The sequence below is a fragment of the Bradyrhizobium sp. Tv2a-2 genome (assembly GCF_000472425.1).
Lineage (GTDB): Bacteria > Pseudomonadota > Alphaproteobacteria > Rhizobiales > Xanthobacteraceae > Bradyrhizobium.
In genome coordinates this window covers 87,989-106,177 of sequence record NZ_AXAI01000010.1, presented here as the reverse complement: position 1 = coordinate 106,177, position 18,189 = coordinate 87,989, and the positions used below count along the sequence as shown (strand labels likewise).

The following is an 18,189-nucleotide window of genomic DNA, read 5'->3' as shown; positions in this document are numbered from 1 at the left end:
CTGTGCGGCCTCTTTGGCGGGCGTGTGGCGTGGCGGAGAGCTGTTGCATTGCTCTCGGCCGCAAATGAAAAGGGCCGCGCCAGAGGCACGGCCCTTTTGCAACCATTTCAGTGTCCGGCAAAGCGTCTCGAAAGGGCTCCACTGAAGCGCGCTTCAGTGCAGCCCTGCCGATCAGCATTCAGTTGGCGGCGCGGAGGTTGTCGGCCGACGACTTACCGGAACGGCGATCCGCTACGATTTCGTAGGAGATCTTCTGGCCCTCACGCAACGTGCCAAGGCCAGCGCGCTCGACAGCCGAGATGTGCACGAACACATCCTTGCCGCCGTCATCCGGTTGAATGAAGCCGTAGCCCTTGGTGGCGTTAAACCATTTCACGGTTCCCATGCTCACGGGGGTAGTCCCTTCTCAGATAAACAAAGTCTAATGCCCACTTGCGCAGGCTGGTGCGATCGAATTTTTGGAAGGGTCGTCAGCGTCTGAACCGGCTATACCGGTAATAGCTAATGTCGTCCGGCCGAAAATCGATAACAGCATCTTATGGGAAGCAGGTCATTTAGACAATCCTGACGTGCGCGAAAATTTGGTGGCCGGCGCCCCAAACCTTAGTGCGGACATCAAGTTGCCATGGTTGCCTCGGGCGCGACCTATCTGCGGCGGAACTGGCCGCCGCCGCGCTGAGGTCCCCCGCGCGGTGCGCCGCCAGGGGCCTGGCTCGGGCGCTCGTCCTTGTGGCGGAATATCAGCCGGCCCTTCTCCAGATCGTAGGGCGACATCTCGACGGTGACGCGGTCGCCCGCGAGCGTCTTGATGCGGTTCTTCTTCATTTTGCCTGCGGTGTAGGCAACGATCTCGTGCCCGGTGTCCAGTTGCACGCGGTAGCGTGCGTCAGGAAGGATTTCGGTAACCAGTCCTTCGAACTGGATCAACTCTTCTTTTGCCATGTCTAGCTCCAGATCGATCGATGACTAATGGGGGCGCTGATCGCGCTTGCGCTGGTCATTGCGGCGTATTTCGCGATGCAAAAAAGCCAGGCCCTTTCCTTCCATATTGTTGCTGCCAGACGACTTGTTGCCGCCATGCGACGCACGGTGCGGTTCGCGGTGCGGTTCCTGGCGATTGGTTTGCAGGGCGCCACTCTTAGCATCACCACGGCGGCGGCGGCGAGGGCCTTTCGAGACTTGTGCAGCCTCATTTGCCCGTGGCCCATGTCCATGTCCATGCGGCTGCGAGCCACCGCGACCGCCGCGGTTCTGCCCATGCCCATGCCCATGTCCATGTCCATGGCCGGGCCGATGAGCCGCTGTCGGCGCGGGGGCCGCCTCGCGCTGGCCGCCCGGGGTGCGCCGGTCCTCGCGCGGCAGCGCCACGCGGATCAGGCGCTCGATGTCGCGCAGATAGCCCATCTCCTCTCCGCCCGCGACCAGTGAGATTGCGGTACCCTCGCGGCCCGCGCGCGCCGTGCGCCCGATGCGGTGGACATAGGTTTCCGGCACGTTGGGCAGGTCGAAATTCACCACATGGCTGACGCCGTCGACGTCGATGCCGCGGGCGGCGATATCGGTGGCGATCAGCGTGCGCACCTCGCCGGAGCGGAACGCGGTGAGTACTCGCTCACGATGGTTCTGCGACTTGTTGCCATGGATCGCGTGGGCGGCGATGCCGGCCTTCGCGAGGCTCTTCACCACCTTGTCGGCGCCATGCTTGGTGCGGGTGAAGACCAGCGCGCGATCGATCGGCTCCTGGGTCAGGAGCTGCGCGAGCACCGCGGCCTTGGCAGTGTGGTCGACCTGGATGATCCGCTGGCTGATGCGTTCGGCCGTGGAGGAAACCGGCGTGACCGCAACGCGCGCGGGATCGCGCAGCATGGCTTCCGCGAGCTCCGCGATCGCCTTCGGCATGGTTGCCGAGAAGAACAGCGTCTGGCGCCTGAGCGGCAGTTTGGCGACGATTTTGCGGATGTCGTTGATGAAGCCCATGTCGAGCATGCGGTCGGCTTCGTCCAGCACCAGGAACTCGACGCCGGCAAGCTTGAGCGCATTGCCCTGCACGAGGTCGAGCAGGCGGCCGGGGGTCGCGACCAGCACTTCGACGCCCTGCATGAGGGCGCGCACCTGGCGTCCCATCGGCACGCCGCCGATCGCCAGCGCCGAGGAGAGGCGGACGTGGCGGCCATAGGCGTTGAAGCTGTCGAGGATCTGGCCCGACAGTTCGCGGGTCGGGCTCAGGATGAGGGCGCGGCAGTGCTTGGCTTGCGGCCGAATGCGATTCTCGAGGATCCGGTTCAGGATCGGGAGCGCGAAGGCTGCGGTCTTGCCGGTGCCGGTCTGGGCGATGCCGACGACGTCACGTCCGGCTAATCCGAGCGGGACGGTCTGGGCCTGAATGGGTGTGGGCGTGAGGTAGTTTTCTTCCTGAAGCGCACGGGTGATGGGATCGGCGAGGCCGAAATCCTGAAAGGAGGTCAAAAGCTCTGTTCTTTCCATAATGAAACAGCCGGCAGCCAGCGGCAAAGGCCGGGCGGCGGGCCGACGATCTCAGGAACACCCGCGTGTCGGGGGCGTCGATTGTTGTTTGGCTGAAAAAGCGAGCCAGAAGCCCATTATTCTATGGAAAGGCTAACGGCTTAAGAACACGCGGCTCGCGATGCCCCGAATGATTCCCGAGGTCCGCGGAGACATATGGAACGCGAACGCGGCACTTTCAAGGATGATTTCGCGGATCAAGCCCGTTTCGCCGGCGCCTCACGGATCACGCGCTGTGCGCTTTTGCTCTCTGGGCCGTGAAGTTTCATGCCGTAAAATTAGACATTCTTCCGATTATGCTCACAAATTATACAGGTTGCCGCGAAAGCATACATTTTTTTTGTTCAAAAAATGAGCCGCCAATCGTGGAATTTTTGCGAATTTAACCAGTTTCGAAAGCAAATTCAGCGACTTAAGGCCGCCCATGGGCGTGGCATGGTTCTTGCGATTCCCTTAACGCAGGCGGCCGATGGGGCCGTCGCAGCGTTTTTTCACGCCTGCGTCAGGGAGAGGATACCTCTATGCTTACCAAAATTGCTCACAACATAGCGACGATGACCCGCCGTCGCTGGCTGGCAGCGACCGCTGGGCTTGCCCTCGGCTTTGCGATTTCGCCGGTTCTTGCCGCGGACGATACGATCAAGGTCGGCGTCCTGCACTCGCTCTCCGGCACCATGGCCATCAGCGAAACGACGCTGAAGGACACCATCCTTTTTTTGATCGACGAGCAGAACAAGAAGGGCGGCGTCCTCGGCAAGAAGCTTGAGGCAGTCGTCGTCGATCCCGCTTCGAACTGGCCGCTGTTCGCCGAAAAGGCGCGCGAGCTCATCACCAAGGACAAGGTCGCGGTCGTGTTCGGCTGCTGGACCTCGGTGTCGCGCAAATCCGTGCTGCCGGTGTTCAAGGAGCTGAACAGCATCCTGTTCTACCCGGTGCAGTATGAAGGCGAGGAGTCCGAGCGCAACGTGTTCTACACGGGTGCGGCGCCGAACCAGCAGGCGATTCCAGCCGTCGACTATCTGATGAAGGAAGATAAGGTGAAGCGCTGGGTGCTGGAAGGCACCGACTATGTCTATCCGCGCACCACCAACAAGATCCTCGAGGCCTATCTGAAGTCGAAGGGTGTTGCCGCCGACGACATCATGATCAACTACACTCCATTCGGTTTCGCGGACTGGCAGACCGAGGTCTCCAAGATCAAGGCGTTCGGCTCGGCCGGCAAGAAGACCGCGGTGGTCTCCACCATCAACGGCGACGCCAACGTTCCCTTCTACAAGGAGCTCGGCAACCAGGGCATCAAGGCGACCGACATCCCGGTGGTCGCGTTCTCGGTGGGTGAGGAAGAGCTCGCCGGCATCGACACCAAGCCGCTGGTCGGCCATCTCGCCGCCTGGAACTACTTCGAGTCGATCAAAACTCCGGCCAACGAGAAATTCATCAAGGAGTGGCAGGCCTACACCAAGAACCCGAAGCGCACGACCAACGACCCGATGGAAGCTCACGTGATCGGCTTCAACATGTGGGTGAAGGCGGTCGAGAAGGTGAAGTCGACCGATGCCGACAAGGTCATCGACGCGCTGCCCGGCACCGAAGCGCCGAACCTGACCGGCGGCATCTCCAAGATGCTGCCCAACCACCACATCACCAAGCCCGTGTTCATCGGTGAGATCAAGGGCGATGGCCAGTTCAACGTGGTGTACAAGACCAAGGACCTTGTCCCCGGCGATGCATGGTCAAAGGAGCTGGACGGCTCCAAGGACCTGATCGGCGATTGGGTCGGCAAGAAGTGCGGCAACTACAACGTCAAGACCAACAAGTGCCTCGGCTCGGGCTCCTGATCGCCCGCCTGACCGTCTTGATAAGAACCGGCGCATGATCCGAAAAAGTGGAAACCGGTTTTTCGAAAGGATCATGCGCAAACAGAAAGTGGAAGGCGGCGATGTCGCCGCCTTCCTTTTACCTCTCGCCGGGGTTTGCCAGTGCTCGCCAGGTTCATTGCTCCGTTTCATGCCTTTCTGCTCGCGCTCGTGCTGATCGCTTTTACGGGCCCCGCTTTCGCGGGCCCGTTCGAGGATGCGGTCGCCAAGTTCACCACCGACGATTTTTCCGATTCTGAGGAAGCCGTCGACGCCATTGCTTCGTCGGGCAGTCCGCTCGCCTATCCCATCATCAGTGCGCTCAAGGACGAGCGGCTGATGTTCGATGCCGACACCAAGAAGGTCTACATTAAGCAGGAGGACGGCAAGGCGGTCGATGCCGCGACCGGCGCGCCCGTCGATGCCATTCCCGACAGCGCGAGCGCGGTCAGCCTCAATAACAAGCTGCGCCGCCACATCGAGGCCGCGCTCGGCGGCCTGACCTTGCAGTCGCCCAACCTTGACGCGCGTATCTCCGCGGCGAAATCGGTGTTCAAGTCGCATGAGGAGGCCGCGCTGCCGGCCGTCGAAGGCGCGCTTGCCAAGGAGACCGATCGGACGGCCAAGGCATTCCTCGCCCAGGCGCGCGCCGCGATCATCCTGTTCAAGTCCGACGCCGCCGAGGTCGACAAGCTCGAGGCGGTAGCGACCATCCGGTCGCGCGGCGACCAGGACGCGCTGGCGATGCTCAGCGACATCGGCACCGACCAGCCGCCCGCGGTCGCAAAGGCGGCAGCGAGCGCGGTCTCGTCGATTCAGAATTCGCTCGCGATATGGTCCGGCGTGCAGAACGCCTGGTACGGGCTTTCGCTCGGCTCGGTGCTGTTGCTGGCCGCGATTGGGCTCGCCATCACCTTCGGCGTGATGGGCGTCATCAACATGGCCCACGGCGAGATGGTGATGCTCGGCGCTTACACTACTTTCGTCGTGCAGGAGGTGATCCGCACCCGCTATCCCGGTCTGTTCGACTATTCGCTTCTGATCGCGGTGCCCTTGGCCTTCCTGGTCGCAGGCGCCATCGGGGTCCTGATCGAGCGCAGCATCATCCGCTTCCTCTACGGCCGGCCGCTGGAGACGCTGCTTGCGACCTGGGGCCTGTCGCTGGTGCTGCAGCAGGCGGTGCGCACCATCTTCGGCCCGACCAACCGCGAGGTCGGCAACCCGTCCTGGATGAGCGGCGCCTTCGAGCTCGGCCAGATCACCATCACCTACAACCGGCTCTGGATCCTCTGCTTCACGCTCGCGGTGTTCGTGATCCTGCTCGCGATGCTGCGCTTCACTGCGCTCGGGCTCGAGATGCGCGCGGTGACGCAGAACCGCCGCATGGCGGCCTCGATGGGCATCGCCACCTCCCGGGTCGACGCGCTCACCTTCGGCCTCGGCTCTGGAATCGCGGGCATTGCGGGCGTTGCGCTGTCGCAGATCGACAATGTCAGCCCCAATCTCGGCCAGGGCTACATCATCGACTCTTTCATGGTCGTGGTGTTCGGCGGCGTCGGCAATCTCTGGGGTACGCTGGTCGGCGCCTTCACACTCGGTATCGCTAACAAGTTCCTGGAGCCGGTGGCCGGCGCGGTGCTCGGTAAGATCGCCATTCTCGTGCTGATCATTCTGTTCATTCAGAAACGTCCGCGTGGCCTGTTCGCGCTCAAGGGGCGGGCGGTGGAAGCATGATGCCGCATGTCCTGACACGTTCGCTGGATCGGGCCGCAACTACCTTCGTCGTGGTGGTCGCGGCCTGCGGGATCCTGATTCCGCTCTCCAACCTCCTGTTGCCCGTCGGCTCCGTCTTCCAGGTGCCGACCTATCTCGTGGCGCTGTGGGGCAAATATGTCTGCTACGCCATCCTGGCGCTCTCGATCGACCTGATCTGGGGTTATTGCGGCATTCTCTCGCTCGGTCATGGCGCCTTCTTCGCGCTCGGCGGCTACGCCATGGGCATGTATCTGATGCGCCAGATCGGCACCCGCGGCGTCTACGGCAATCCGATCCTGCCCGACTTCATGGTGTTCCTGAACTGGCAGAAGCTACCGTGGTACTGGTATGGCTTCGACATGTTCCCCTTCGCGGCGCTGATGGTGGTGGTAGTACCCGGCCTGCTCGCCTTCGGCTTCGGCTGGTTCGCCTTCCGCTCCCGCGTCACCGGCGTTTACCTCTCGATCATCACGCAGGCGATGACCTATGCGCTGCTGCTCGCCTTCTTCCGCAACGATTTCGGCTTCGGCGGCAACAACGGCCTGACCGACTTCAAGGACATCCTGGGCTTCAACGTGCAGGCCGATGGCACACGCGCGGCGCTGTTTGCGCTGAGCTGCCTGTTCCTGATAGTGGCCTTCCTGCTCTGCCGGGCGATCGTGACGTCCAAGCTCGGCAAGGTGCTGATCGCGATCCGCGACGCCGAGTCGCGCACGCGCTTCATCGGCTATCGCGTCGAATCCTACAAGCTGTTCGTGTTCACGCTCTCCGCCTGCATGGCAGGCGTCGCGGGCGCGCTCTACGTGCCGCAGGTCGGCATCATCAATCCGTCGGAATTCGCGCCGGGCAACTCGATTGAAGCCGTGATCTGGGTTGCCGTCGGTGGCCGGGGCACGCTGATCGGCGCGGCACTGGGGGCCATCGTCGTCAACTACGCCAAGACCTTTTTCACCTCCGGCGTGCTTGCCCCGTACTGGCTGTTCATGCTTGGCGCGCTGTTCATCCTGGTGACGCTGCTGTTGCCCAAGGGCATCGTGGGCACCTTCAATAGCTGGCGGATGCCCATGAGACAGAAGACGATCGCGGCGGATGCGGTGAGTGCCGCGCGCGAAGACGGCGTCAGCGAACCCAAGATGGCGGAGCAAGGGCCATGAACACCATCGACGGCCGTACCACTTCCGCGCTGCTCTATCTTGACGGCGTGCATGTCTCCTTCGACGGTTTCCATGCCATCAACAATCTTTCGCTGACGCTTGCGCCCGGCGAGATGCGCGCCATTATCGGCCCCAATGGCGCCGGCAAGACCACGATGATGGACATCATCACCGGCAAGACCAAGCCGGACGAAGGCACGGTGCTGTTCGACGGCGTTACCGATCTCACGCGCCTCGATGAGACTCGCATCGCCGAACTCGGCATCGGCCGAAAATTCCAGAAGCCGACGGTGTTCGAAAGCCAAACGGTCGAGGACAATCTGCTGCTCGCGCTCAATGTCGATCACAGCGTCAAGGGCACGCTGTTCTGGCGGCCCAACAAGCCGGACAGCGAGCGGATCGAGCGCGTGCTCGAAACCATCCGCCTCACTGACGCCCGCAAGCGACTCGCCGGTAGCCTCTCCCACGGCCAGAAACAGTGGTTGGAGATCGGAATGCTGCTCGCACAAAACCCACGGCTGTTGCTGGTCGACGAGCCGGTCGCCGGCATGACCGATGTCGAGACCCAGCAGACGGCGGAGCTGTTGAAGCAGATCAACCGCGATCACACCGTGATGGTGGTCGAGCACGACATGAGCTTTGTGCGCGAGCTCGGCGTCAAGGTGACGTGCCTGCATGAAGGCACCGTGCTGGCTGAAGGTACGATCGACCAGGTCTCATCCAACGAGCGGGTCATCGAAGTGTATCTGGGACGGTAACGCAAATGCTCGAAGTCAAGGACATCAACCTCTATTACGGCGCGGCGCAGGCGCTGCGCGGCGTCTCGATCAATGCACAGCCGGGCAGGGTCACTTGCGTGCTCGGGCGCAACGGCGTCGGCAAGACCTCGCTGCTCCGTGCGCTGGTCGGCCAGTACCCGATCGCTTCGGGCTCCATCACCTTCGACGGCGCCGACGTCACGAGCTTGCGGCCCTACGAGCGGGCACGTCGCGGCATCGGCTTCGTGCCGCAGGGCCGCGAGATCTTTCCGCTGCTGACCGTGGAAGAGAACCTGCGCACCGGATTTGCGCCGCTCAAGCGCGAGGATCGCAGCATTCCCGATGACGTGTTCTCGCTGTTCCCTGTGCTGCAGTCCATGCTCGGGCGGCGCGGCGGCGATCTCTCCGGCGGCCAGCAACAGCAGCTTGCCATCGGCCGTGCGTTGGTGATGCGGCCGAAACTGCTGCTGCTCGACGAGCCGACCGAGGGCATCCAGCCTTCGATCATCAAGGACATCGGCCGCGCGATCTCATATCTGCGCAATCTCGGCGACATCGCCATCGTGCTGGTCGAGCAATATCTCGACTTTGCCTGCGAGCTTGGCGACACTTTCGCGGTCATGGACCGCGGCGCAGTCAAATATTCCTGCGATCGCGCCGGTCTCGACCAGGCTGAGATCAGCCGCCAGATGGCGCTGTAACGGACAATGATGGTAAGCTGTTGCGGCAACGGAGGTCCACCTCTCCCAAACGGAGAAGTCGATCTGCGCAGCAAATCGGGTGAGGCGTTACGGTCCCTCGAGAGAGCTGCGGCCCTCACCCGGCGCTACGCGCCGACCTCTCCCCCGGCGGGGAGAGGTGATCCGTATCCGCGGATAAACTCGATCAAGCGAAATCCTTGTTTGGTTTAGGATTGGGGGACGGATGGACACTGAGACACCCACCACGGCATCGGCGGTGTTCGCGGCCAATCGCGCCCGTGGCGCGGTGGCGTTCGAGGTGCATGCGCGCGACGGCGCGACCCGACGCGGCAGCCTGCATGAATCAGGCTCGCTGCGCGTCCGCTTTCCATCGCCGGAAGCCGAGGGGCTGTCGGCGGTGTTTGTGAACACTGCCGGCGGCGTCGCCGGCGGCGACCGGTTCGACGTCGATATCACGGCGCATGAAGGGGCGCGGCTGACGCTGACGACCGCCGCCGCGGAAAAAATCTATCGCGCCACCGATCGTCCCGCCGAGCTTGCGATTTCGTTGAAGCTTGCCGCTGGCGCCGGGCTTGCCTGGCTGCCGCAGGAAACCATCCTGTTCGACCGCGCAAAAGTGTCGCGCCGGATCGACATCGATCTTGCGGAGGGTGCCTCGCTTCTGTTGTGCGAAATGGTGGTGTTCGGCCGCACCGCCATGGGCGAGCGTGTGCAGCAGGGCTCCTTTGTCGATCGCTGGCGCGTGCGTCGCGGCGGAAGACTGGCTTACGCCGAAACGGTGCGTCTCGAGGGCGATGTGGGTGAGAAGCTGTCGCAGTCCGCCATCGGCAAGCATGCCGCGGCGATTGCGACCGCTCTCATCGTGCCCGGCGATCAGGCGCTGGCGGAGCGCCTGCGGGAAGCGGCGGATCATTTCGGCGGCGAGGTCGGCATCTCCGCCTGGAATGGGTTTGCAATGGCGCGCTTCTGTGCCCAAGATGCAGCGCGGCTGCGCGCTGATATCGTGGCTGTGCTGTCCCGCACCGGTGGCCCCCCGCTGCCGCGGCTCTGGCTCAACTAGGTCGTTCTCATAGGTTTCAAGAGATCCCGTATGAATCTGTCTCCCCGCGAAAAGGACAAGCTTCTGATTTCGATGGCGGCCATGGTGGCGCGGCGACGGCTGCAGCGCGGCGTCAAGCTCAACCACCCCGAAGCCGTCGCCATCATCTCGGATTTCATCGTCGAGGGCGCCCGCGACGGCCGCACCGTCGCCGAGCTGATGCAGGCCGGCGCACAAGTGCTCACCCGCGACCAGGTGATGCCCGGCATCCCCGAGATGATCAACGATATCCAGGTTGAAGCGACCTTTCCCGACGGCACCAAGCTCGTCACCGTGCACGAGCCGATCCGCTAGTCCCTTATTGTCATTCCGGCGGCACGCCGTGCCGAACCCGGAATCCAGCAGTTATTGTCTCGAGATTCCGGCCTTCTCGTTGCGCGCTGCCCCGGAATGAAGGAGGAAAGAAAATATGATCCCTGGCGAGCTCTTTATCAAGGACGGCGAGATCGAGCTCAATGCCGGCCGCAAGACCGCGACGCTGACTGTGTCAAACACCGGCGACCGTCCGATCCAGGTCGGCTCGCACTACCATTTCTTCGAGACCAATCCGGCGCTGAGGTTCGAGCGCAAAAAGGCCCGCGGCATGCGCCTCGACATCGCCGCCGGCACCGCCGTTCGCTTCGAGCCCGGCCAAACCCGCGAGGTGCGACTGGTCGTGCTGGCAGGCAAACGCACGGTCTACGGCTTTCGTGGCGATGTGATGGGCAAGCTGTGACGTGATGCTCACCGGCATTCGACTTGTCTCTGAAGCGGCCGAGCTTGCGGCGCGGCGGCATAATGGGCAGCGGCGCAAGGGGCGGGGCGAGGAGCCTTATATCAACCATCTCGCCGAGGTCGCGAACATGCTGTCCGAGGTGACGAATGGCGAGGATGCCGAGCTGGTCGCGGCCGGCTGGCTGCATGACACGATCGAGGACAGCGAGACCACGAATGACGAGTTGGCAGATCGGTTCGGGCTGCGCGTCGCCGGTCTGGTGGTCGAGTGCACCGACGACATGAGCCTCCCCAAAAGCGAGCGTCGGCAGAAGCAGATCGAAGACGCGCCGAAGCAATCGCCTGGCGCAAAACTGATCAAGATCGCCGACAAGGTCAGCAACATCCGCGCCCGCATCTTTGCAAATCCGAGCGCGGAGCAGCGCGAGGAGTTGGCTGATTATGCCGCCTGGGCCGAGCAGGTCGTCGCGGGCTGCCGCGGCGGCAATGCGACGCTCGATGCGTTGTTCGATGAAGCCGTTGCGAATGCGAGGCGGGCGCCATGAGCGCGTGCTGCCTCGTTCCGGACTGATTGCAAGTGGGGCCTAACCAATGTCCGTCAAGATCAAGCGTTCCGTCTATGCCGACATGTTCGGGCCGACCACCGGCGACAGGGTGCGGCTCGCCGACACCGATCTCATCATCGAGGTGGAGAAGGATTTTACGACCTACGGCGAGGAGGTGAAGTTCGGCGGCGGCAAGGTGATCCGCGACGGCATGGGCCAGTCGCAGGCGACCAACAAGCAGGGCGCGGCCGACACCGTGATCACCAATGCGCTGATCGTCGACCACTGGGGCATCGTCAAGGCCGACGTCGCGATCAAGGAAGGCATGATCAGCGCCATCGGCAAGGCCGGCAATCCGGACATCCAGCCCAGCGTCACCATCGTGATCGGCCCGGGCACCGATGTGATTGCGGGCGAAGGCAAGATCCTCACGGCCGGCGGCTTCGACAGTCACATCCATTTCATCTGCCCGCAGCAGATCGAGCACGCGCTGATGTCTGGCGTCACCTCCATGCTCGGTGGCGGCACCGGGCCTTCGCATGGCACCTTCGCCACCACCTGCACGCCTGGCCCCTGGCATATGGGGCGGATGATGCAGTCGTTCGATGCGTTTCCGGTCAATCTCGGCATATCAGGCAAGGGCAATGCGTCGCGGCCCGCGTCGCTGGTGGAGATGATCAAGGCGGGCGCCTGTGCGCTGAAGCTGCATGAGGACTGGGGCACCACGCCGGCCGCGATCGACAACTGCCTGTCGGTTGCCGACGACCACGACATCCAGGTGATGATCCACACCGATACGCTGAACGAGTCTGGCTTTGTCGAGGACACCGTGAAGGCCTTCAAGGGCCGTACGATTCATGCCTTTCACACCGAAGGCGCCGGCGGCGGCCACGCGCCCGACATCATCAAGATCGCCGGCTTGAAGAACGTGCTGCCGTCCTCGACCAATCCGACGCGGCCGTTTACCCGCAACACCATCGACGAGCATCTGGACATGCTGATGGTGTGCCACCATCTCGATTCGTCGATCCCGGAAGATCTGGCGTTTGCCGAAAGCCGCATCCGGAAGGAAACCATCGCAGCCGAAGACATCCTGCACGATCTCGGTGCACTCTCGATGATGTCCTCAGACTCCCAGGCCATGGGCCGACTGGGCGAGGTCATCATCCGTACCTGGCAGACCGCGGACAAGATGAAGAAGCAGCGCGGCGCGCTCCCCGAGGACAAGGGCAAGGACAACGACAATTTCCGCGTCAAGCGCTACATCGCCAAATACACCATCAACCCCGCGATCGCGCATGGCGTCTCAAAACTGATCGGCTCGGTGGAGAAGGGCAAGCTCGCCGATCTCGTACTGTGGTCGCCGGCGTTCTTCGGCGTCAAGCCCGATTGCATCATCAAGGGCGGCTCGATCGTGGCCGCGCCGATGGGCGATCCCAACGCCTCGATCCCGACGCCGCAGCCGGTGCATTACCAGCCGATGTTCGCCGCCTTTGGCAAGTCGCTGACGGCCTCTTCCGTGGTGTTCACCTCGAAAGCCGCGATCACCGCCGGCCTCGGCCGCAAGCTCGGCATCGACAAGAAGCTTTATGCGGTCCAGAACACCCGTGGCAAGATCTCCAAGAAGAGCATGATCCACAACGACGCGACGCCGAACATCGAGGTCGACCCCGAGACCTATGAGGTGCGCGCAGACGGCGAGCTCCTGACCTGCGAACCTGCGGAAGTTCTGCCCTTGGCGCAACGCTATTTCATGTTCTAAGGTCCTCCTGCTCAACAAGTTGAACAATACCGGGAGGAAGTTCGTGATTTACGTCATCGCCACCACGCATATGAAGCCGGAGGGCCGCGAGGCCTTCATTGCGGGCCACAAGGAATGCATCGCCGAGACGTTGAAGGAAAAAGGCTGCCTGTCCTATGAGGGCCATATCTCGATCCACGATCCGAACGTCTATGTGGTCGTCGAGCGCTGGGAGGCCCGTGACGATCTCAATTCGCATGCGCGCGCGCCGCACATGAAGAAGTGGCGGGAGATTTCCACGCCGCTGAAGGTCTCGACCGTGATCGAGATCATCAGCGACGCCAAGGTCGAGAAATTCTAGAGGACAAGCAAAATGATCCGCGCGACGCAGGTCAAGCCACAGCATCGCTGGACCGAAACGCCGGCCGATACGGTTGTTCTCGACTTCGACGACCGTCACCGGCGGCGCACGGCGATGACCGGCACTCGCGGACTGGCTTTCCTGCTCGACCTCGAGAAGGCCGTCGCGCTACGCGGCGGCGATGCGCTGGTGCTGGAGGACGGCCGGCTGATCGAGGTGGTCGCGGCCGCCGAACCGCTGGTTGAGATCAAGGGCAGCGATCCGCATCATCTGATCCGGGTCGCCTGGCATCTCGGCAACCGCCATCTGCCGACCCAGATCATGGCCAAGGCGCTGCGCATCAGGCGCGATCATGTCATCGAGACGATGGTGAAGGGGCTGGGTGCCCGCGTCATCGAGATCGAGGCGCCGTTCGATCCGGAAGGCGGCGCCTATGCGGAAGGCTCGGCGCACGGCCATGCGCGTGAAGACCATGCCCATCATGGCCATGCTCACGGGAACCACGCGCATCACGACCACGCGCATGGCGATCATGACCATGATCATCATGCGCATGACCACGATGATCATGATCATGAGCATGGCCATCACGAGCACCATCACGGTCATTCCCATGCTCATGACCACGACTAGCGCGGCCGACGGCTCCGCCCTGATGGGCGCGGACGCGGCTGCGCTCTACCGGCTCATGACCTGGCTCTCTCCGGCCTTTCCGGTCGGCGCCTTCGCCTATTCCAGCGGTATCGAATGGGCGGTGGAGGCGGGCGATATCGGCGATGCCGAGACCTTGCGCGGCTGGCTCGCGGCGATGCTCGGCGACGGCCCCGGCTTTTGCGACGGCGTGTTCCTGGTCCATACCCATCGCGCGGTGGAGGCTGGCGACACCGCTGCCTTGCGCGACATCGCCGAGCTTGCCGCGGCTTTCGTGCCCTCGCGCGAGCGGCAGCTTGAGACCTCGACGCAAGGCCGGGCCTTCATCGAGACGGCGCGGGCCGCATGGACCAGTGCCGAGCTGGAGCAGGCGCTGTCGCACTGCGAGGGGACACTGGTTTACCCGATCGCGGTTGGCCTCGTCGCGTCCGCGCACGGAATCCCGCTGCAGCCGACGTTGCACGCGTTCCTTCACGCGGTGGTGTCGAACTGGATTTCCGCCGCCAGCCGGCTGATCCCGCTCGGCCAGACCGACAGCCAGCGCGTGCTGGCGGCGCTCGAGCCCGTGGTGACGGCCACGGCCGAGCGCGCGCAGCGTGCCGCGCTCGACGATCTCGGCAGCGCGACGTTCCGCGCCGATCTGGCAAGCCTTCGGCACGAGACCCAGTATACAAGGCTGTTCAGGTCATGACCGGCTCTCCACCCGTCGTTTCGGCGAAAGCCGGAACGACCAAGCTCGAAGGACCTATCTCCATGGCTAGTTCTCACGGCCCACTGCGGGTCGGCGTCGGCGGTCCGGTCGGATCGGGCAAGACCGCGCTGATGGACTTGCTCTGCAAGGCGATGCGCGAGCGGTACGACATCGCCGCCATCACCAACGACATCTACACCAAATGGGATGCGGAATTCCTGGTGCGGTCGGGATCGCTGACGCCGGACCGCATTGCCGGCGTCGAGACGGGCGGCTGCCCGCATACCGCGATCCGCGAAGACGCTTCGATGAATCTCGCAGCGGTTGCAGACATGCGCGCGAAGTTTCCCGGCCTCGACCTGGTGCTGATCGAATCCGGCGGCGACAATCTGGCTGCCACCTTCTCGCCGGAGCTTGCCGACCTCACCATCTACGTCATCGACGTCGCGGCCGGCGACAAGATCCCCTCCAAGGGCGGCCCCGGCATCACCCGCTCCGACCTGCTCGTGATCAACAAGATCGACCTCGCCCCCCATGTCGGCGCATCGCTCGAGAAAATGGAGGCCGATACGAAACGGATGCGAGGCGAGGGGCCATTCGTCATGACCAATCTGAAGAAGAGCGAAGGGCTTTCGCGCATCATCAGCTTCATCGAAGCCAAGGGCGGATTGAGGGCCGGGTAAGGTGGCTGCAAGCGCAACGCTTACGCGCTGTTAAGGTTTGTGGCAGGCGAGCTGTACGGCAGCCGGGCAAAATTCGCCAAATCGCACGGAACAAAGGCGGCACCACGCCGTTAACATCCTCCGGATTTTGCGATGTGCGATTTCCTTTTGAGCTGAGCGTTAAGCTTTCCAGCCAACCGTTGTTGCGTGGCCACCATGACTGCATCATCATATCAGCCGGTTGGCTCTCCCCGCGTGTCGCGCGGCCGTTCCGGCGAATGTCCTGTCGCCAACCCCGCATGATCGAGTAGGCGAGTGGTTCGGCTGGGTTTCATCATCGGCTTGATCGCGCTGATCGGGGTCCTGTTGTCGGGCCTCGCCGCCTATCGCGTACACCAGCAGGAATTGACCATCGACAATATCGCGCTCGCCCGCGCCATCGACGTGCATGCGAGCCTGGTGCAGGACCGCTTGAGCGAGCGCGAGCTGCTCGCCCGCGTCACCTCGGGCCTGTTCCGCCTGCCCTCGATGAACAAGGCCAACATGCTGGAGCCGTTGCGCTCCTCGATCTACGCGTTCAAGACCGATTTTCTGGTCGCGGGCTGGGTCGCGCGGCTCAATCCGGGCGATCTCGATGCTGCCCGCAACGATCTCAAGCGCGCGGGATTTCCCGATACCATCCGCAACATCGAGGGTAAGCCGCTGGATACGCATGCGCTGCAGCAGCCGGTCGACCTGCTGATGGATGTCGAGCCGCGCAACGTGCAGACTGCAGCCTTTGTCGGGCGAACGCTGGACGGCAATCCGGCGCTCTCCACCATGCTGTCGCTCGCCATGGGTGAGGGCAAGCCCTATGCCTCCGATCCCCTGCCGATGTTTCACGAGAATGGGCCGTACAGCGTCGTGCTCGCCGCGCCCGTGATGCTGCCGGATGCCAGCTCACCCGCTGGCTTCGTGACCTTCTCCTACGATCTCGCGTCGCTGATGCTGACCAATGACGATCTGTCGCTGTTTTCGGTGGTGCTCAAGGATCCTCGCAACGTCGATGGTGAATTCGTCGCCAACGACCAGGGCGTCGTCTCCGAGCGGCGTGTCAACGTGGAGGGACCCGCGCCGTCATCGGTCCGCACCATCAGCTTCGGTAATCGCGACTGGGTGCTGGCCTATTACGCCAAAACCAATGTGACCAGGCGCGCCGAGCAGACTGCGGCGATCGTCGGTGTGATCGGCCTTGCCTTGACAGTGGTGATCTGCGGCCTGTTCGGCTATGTCGCCTACAACAACCTGCGCATGAGCCGCGAGATCCAGGTAAGAATCGGCTTCGAGCGCAGGCTCACCGCGGTGATCGACGAGCTCAATCATCGCGTCAAGAACATCCTGGCAGTGATCCAGTCGATCATCACACGGACGCTGCGCCACGGCGCCGACATCGATGTCGCGCGCGAGCTTCTGATCGGACGCATTCACGCCATGTCGAACGTGGTGTCGCTGCTCTCCGAAAGCCAATGGCAGGGCGTGAAGCTGAAGGGCCTGTTCGAGGCCCGCGCGATCCCGCACGCCGACCGCATCGCGGTGAGCGGGCCGGACATCGCGGTCAGCGCCCGCGCGGCGCAGAGCCTGTCGCTGTTGTTCTTCGAACTGGCCTCGCATTCCGACGAGGGCCTGTCGCTGGTCGGCAAGCATCCCAACATCGTCGCGACCTGGGAGGTCACTGGCGAAGAGCCCGATGGCGTCTTCCATTTCCGCTGGGAGGAGTTCAACACCAGCGAGGCGACGCGCCGGCCGGATTCGGATTTCGGCGTGATCCTGCTCGACCGCGTCGCGCCGGAGGCGCTGGGCGGCACCTCGACGCGCTACTTCACGGATGTGAGCTATGTCTATGAACTCACCGCGCCCATGGTCACCGTCATCGACATGACCGAACGCGACCGCACCGAGCAGCTGTCTGCGCCGGTGCGGCCGGTGAAGTCGTAGTTGTTGGTTGGACCGCGCGACAAATCGTCACCGGACCGTGGGTTGATGTCGTCGCGGCTTTCGCCGGGACGACATCAACCCATTTTGAACGTCACCCATTCCCGCCGATCACGGCGCGAACGGTTTCGTCGGGACCAAAATCCTCGGCGCCGTCGACATAGAGCAGCGCGGCGAGCTTGGAGCGGGCGCGGTTGACGCGGCTCTTGATGGTGCCGACCGCGCAGCCGCAGATCGTCGCGGCGTCCTCATAGGAGAAGCCGGACGCACCGACCAGGATCAGCGCCTCGCGCTGGTCCTGCGGCAGCTTTTCGAGCGCAGTACGGAACTCCTCGAATTCCAGATGTGCGCCCTGCGACGGCTGCGTCTTCAGCGTCTTGGCATAGTTGCCCTCGGCGTCCTCGACCTCGCGCCGTCGCTTGCGGTAATCGGACCGGAACAGATTGCGCAGGATCGTGAACAGCCACGCCGGCAGGTTGGATCCCGGCTGAAAGGAATCGATGTTGGCAAGCGCGCGCAACAGCGTTTCCTGGACCAAGTCATCGGCACGGTCGCCACTGCCGGAAAGCGAGATCGCAAAGGCGCGGAGACTCGGCACCGTCGCCAGAATGTCGTCGCGAAGGGCATCGGTGAGAGGCATTAATCCCTCCCGTCTTCTTGATTGTTGGCGCCCCCGCCTCCGGAAGGGCCGGATCCCCCTTCAGCATTTATTTGGTGCGCGGCGGTTGGCGTATCAAGCTTGCGGACCAGCTCCGCAAACCGGTCAGGAACCCCCTGTCGCACGACGTCGTCGTACATGGCGCGGAGCTGGTGGCCGATTCTCGCCTGGATTTCGGCATTGAGGCCGCCCTGCCGGCCGGGTGGGGCGTTCTTGGCCTGCGATTTTGCATCCTTCATGACCTGTTCCACATTTTCCCCGGTTAAGTCCCTGTCTCTCAAAGAATTTCCAGCTTTGGACGCCTTCGCGTAACGGGGGTAATGCAAAGTCGCCCAGAAAGTTCCAGCCG

20 protein-coding genes are annotated in these 18,189 nt (G+C 63.1%); 15 read left to right on the top strand and 5 right to left on the bottom strand.

Going from position 1 to position 18,189, the window contains the following annotated elements; genetic code table 11:
* Positions 1–178: 178 nt before the first annotated feature.
* The 3 genes from A3AI_RS0121845 to A3AI_RS0121835 form a co-directional block, all read right to left on the bottom strand.
* Positions 179–391: a cold-shock protein gene (locus A3AI_RS0121845; RefSeq protein WP_024507660.1), complete on the bottom strand. Its 213-nt coding sequence runs from the start codon at positions 389–391 to the stop codon at positions 179–181.
* A gap of 254 nt (positions 392–645) precedes the next feature.
* Positions 646–942, bottom strand: coding sequence for a translation initiation factor IF-1 (gene infA / locus A3AI_RS0121840; RefSeq protein ID WP_024517616.1), 297 nt, complete (start codon positions 940–942; stop codon positions 646–648).
* A gap of 24 nt (positions 943–966) precedes the next feature.
* Positions 967–2,484 (bottom strand): DEAD/DEAH box helicase, encoded by a 1,518-nt coding sequence (locus A3AI_RS0121835; protein WP_084800999.1) that lies wholly within the window; start codon positions 2,482–2,484, stop codon positions 967–969.
* A 560-nt stretch (positions 2,485–3,044) separates the two neighbouring features.
* Between A3AI_RS0121835 and urtA the strand changes: the two genes are divergently transcribed.
* The 15 genes from urtA to A3AI_RS0121755 all read left to right on the top strand — a co-directional run bounded on the left by urtA (position 3,045) and on the right by A3AI_RS0121755 (position 17,185).
* Complete coding sequence (gene urtA, locus A3AI_RS0121825) at positions 3,045–4,361, top strand: urea ABC transporter substrate-binding protein (RefSeq protein WP_024517614.1); 1,317 nt, start codon at positions 3,045–3,047, stop codon at positions 4,359–4,361.
* A 192-nt stretch (positions 4,362–4,553) separates the two neighbouring features.
* Complete coding sequence (gene urtB / locus A3AI_RS0121820; RefSeq protein ID WP_051382472.1) at positions 4,554–6,113, top strand: urea ABC transporter permease subunit UrtB; 1,560 nt, start codon at positions 4,554–4,556, stop codon at positions 6,111–6,113.
* Positions 6,110–7,288, top strand: a complete 1,179-nt coding sequence (gene urtC / locus A3AI_RS0121815) for an urea ABC transporter permease subunit UrtC (protein WP_024517612.1) — start codon at positions 6,110–6,112, stop codon at positions 7,286–7,288. Before urtB ends, urtC begins: the two co-directional genes overlap by 4 nt.
* Positions 7,285–8,046: an urea ABC transporter ATP-binding protein UrtD gene (gene urtD / locus A3AI_RS0121810; protein ID WP_024517611.1), complete on the top strand. Its 762-nt coding sequence runs from the start codon at positions 7,285–7,287 to the stop codon at positions 8,044–8,046. Before urtC ends, urtD begins: the two co-directional genes overlap by 4 nt.
* 5 nt (positions 8,047–8,051) lie before the next feature.
* Positions 8,052–8,747: an urea ABC transporter ATP-binding subunit UrtE gene (gene urtE, locus A3AI_RS0121805; RefSeq protein WP_024517610.1), complete on the top strand. Its 696-nt coding sequence runs from the start codon at positions 8,052–8,054 to the stop codon at positions 8,745–8,747.
* A gap of 223 nt (positions 8,748–8,970) precedes the next feature.
* Positions 8,971–9,807: an urease accessory protein UreD gene (locus A3AI_RS0121800; RefSeq protein WP_024517609.1), complete on the top strand. Its 837-nt coding sequence runs from the start codon at positions 8,971–8,973 to the stop codon at positions 9,805–9,807.
* Positions 9,808–9,837: 30 nt separating this feature from the next.
* Positions 9,838–10,140: an urease subunit gamma gene (locus A3AI_RS0121795; protein WP_024517608.1), complete on the top strand. Its 303-nt coding sequence runs from the start codon at positions 9,838–9,840 to the stop codon at positions 10,138–10,140.
* A gap of 115 nt (positions 10,141–10,255) precedes the next feature.
* Positions 10,256–10,561, top strand: a complete 306-nt coding sequence (locus tag A3AI_RS0121790; protein WP_024517607.1) for an urease subunit beta — start codon at positions 10,256–10,258, stop codon at positions 10,559–10,561.
* Positions 10,562–10,565: 4 nt separating this feature from the next.
* Complete coding sequence (locus A3AI_RS0121785; protein WP_024517606.1) at positions 10,566–11,105, top strand: HD domain-containing protein; 540 nt, start codon at positions 10,566–10,568, stop codon at positions 11,103–11,105.
* 46 nt (positions 11,106–11,151) lie between these two features.
* A complete protein-coding gene (ureC, locus tag A3AI_RS0121780) occupies positions 11,152–12,867 on the top strand; it encodes an urease subunit alpha (RefSeq protein WP_024517605.1) in 1,716 nt (571 codons plus the stop codon).
* A 43-nt stretch (positions 12,868–12,910) separates the two neighbouring features.
* A complete protein-coding gene (locus tag A3AI_RS0121775; protein ID WP_024517604.1) occupies positions 12,911–13,207 on the top strand; it encodes a putative quinol monooxygenase in 297 nt (98 codons plus the stop codon).
* 12 nt (positions 13,208–13,219) lie between these two features.
* A complete protein-coding gene (locus A3AI_RS0121770) occupies positions 13,220–13,840 on the top strand; it encodes an urease accessory protein UreE (protein ID WP_024517603.1) in 621 nt (206 codons plus the stop codon).
* The gene (locus tag A3AI_RS0121765) at positions 13,821–14,549 is read left to right on the top strand and encodes an urease accessory protein UreF (protein ID WP_502685759.1); all 729 of its coding nucleotides are present in this window, start codon (positions 13,821–13,823) and stop codon (positions 14,547–14,549) included. Before A3AI_RS0121770 ends, A3AI_RS0121765 begins: the two co-directional genes overlap by 20 nt.
* 62 nt (positions 14,550–14,611) lie before the next feature.
* The gene (gene ureG / locus A3AI_RS0121760) at positions 14,612–15,232 is read left to right on the top strand and encodes an urease accessory protein UreG (RefSeq protein WP_024517601.1); all 621 of its coding nucleotides are present in this window, start codon (positions 14,612–14,614) and stop codon (positions 15,230–15,232) included.
* 294 nt (positions 15,233–15,526) lie between these two features.
* The gene (locus A3AI_RS0121755) at positions 15,527–17,185 is read left to right on the top strand and encodes a CHASE domain-containing protein (RefSeq protein WP_024517600.1); all 1,659 of its coding nucleotides are present in this window, start codon (positions 15,527–15,529) and stop codon (positions 17,183–17,185) included.
* A 91-nt stretch (positions 17,186–17,276) separates the two neighbouring features.
* On the opposite strand, the gene A3AI_RS0121750 is transcribed toward A3AI_RS0121755, so the two are convergent.
* Both A3AI_RS0121750 and A3AI_RS0121745 read right to left on the bottom strand, forming a co-directional pair.
* A complete protein-coding gene (locus tag A3AI_RS0121750; RefSeq protein ID WP_024517599.1) occupies positions 17,277–17,822 on the bottom strand; it encodes a sigma-70 family RNA polymerase sigma factor in 546 nt (181 codons plus the stop codon).
* The gene (locus tag A3AI_RS0121745) at positions 17,822–18,079 is read right to left on the bottom strand and encodes a NepR family anti-sigma factor (protein ID WP_024517598.1); all 258 of its coding nucleotides are present in this window, start codon (positions 18,077–18,079) and stop codon (positions 17,822–17,824) included. Before A3AI_RS0121745 ends, A3AI_RS0121750 begins: the two co-directional genes overlap by 1 nt.
* Positions 18,080–18,189: the final 110 nt, after the last annotated feature.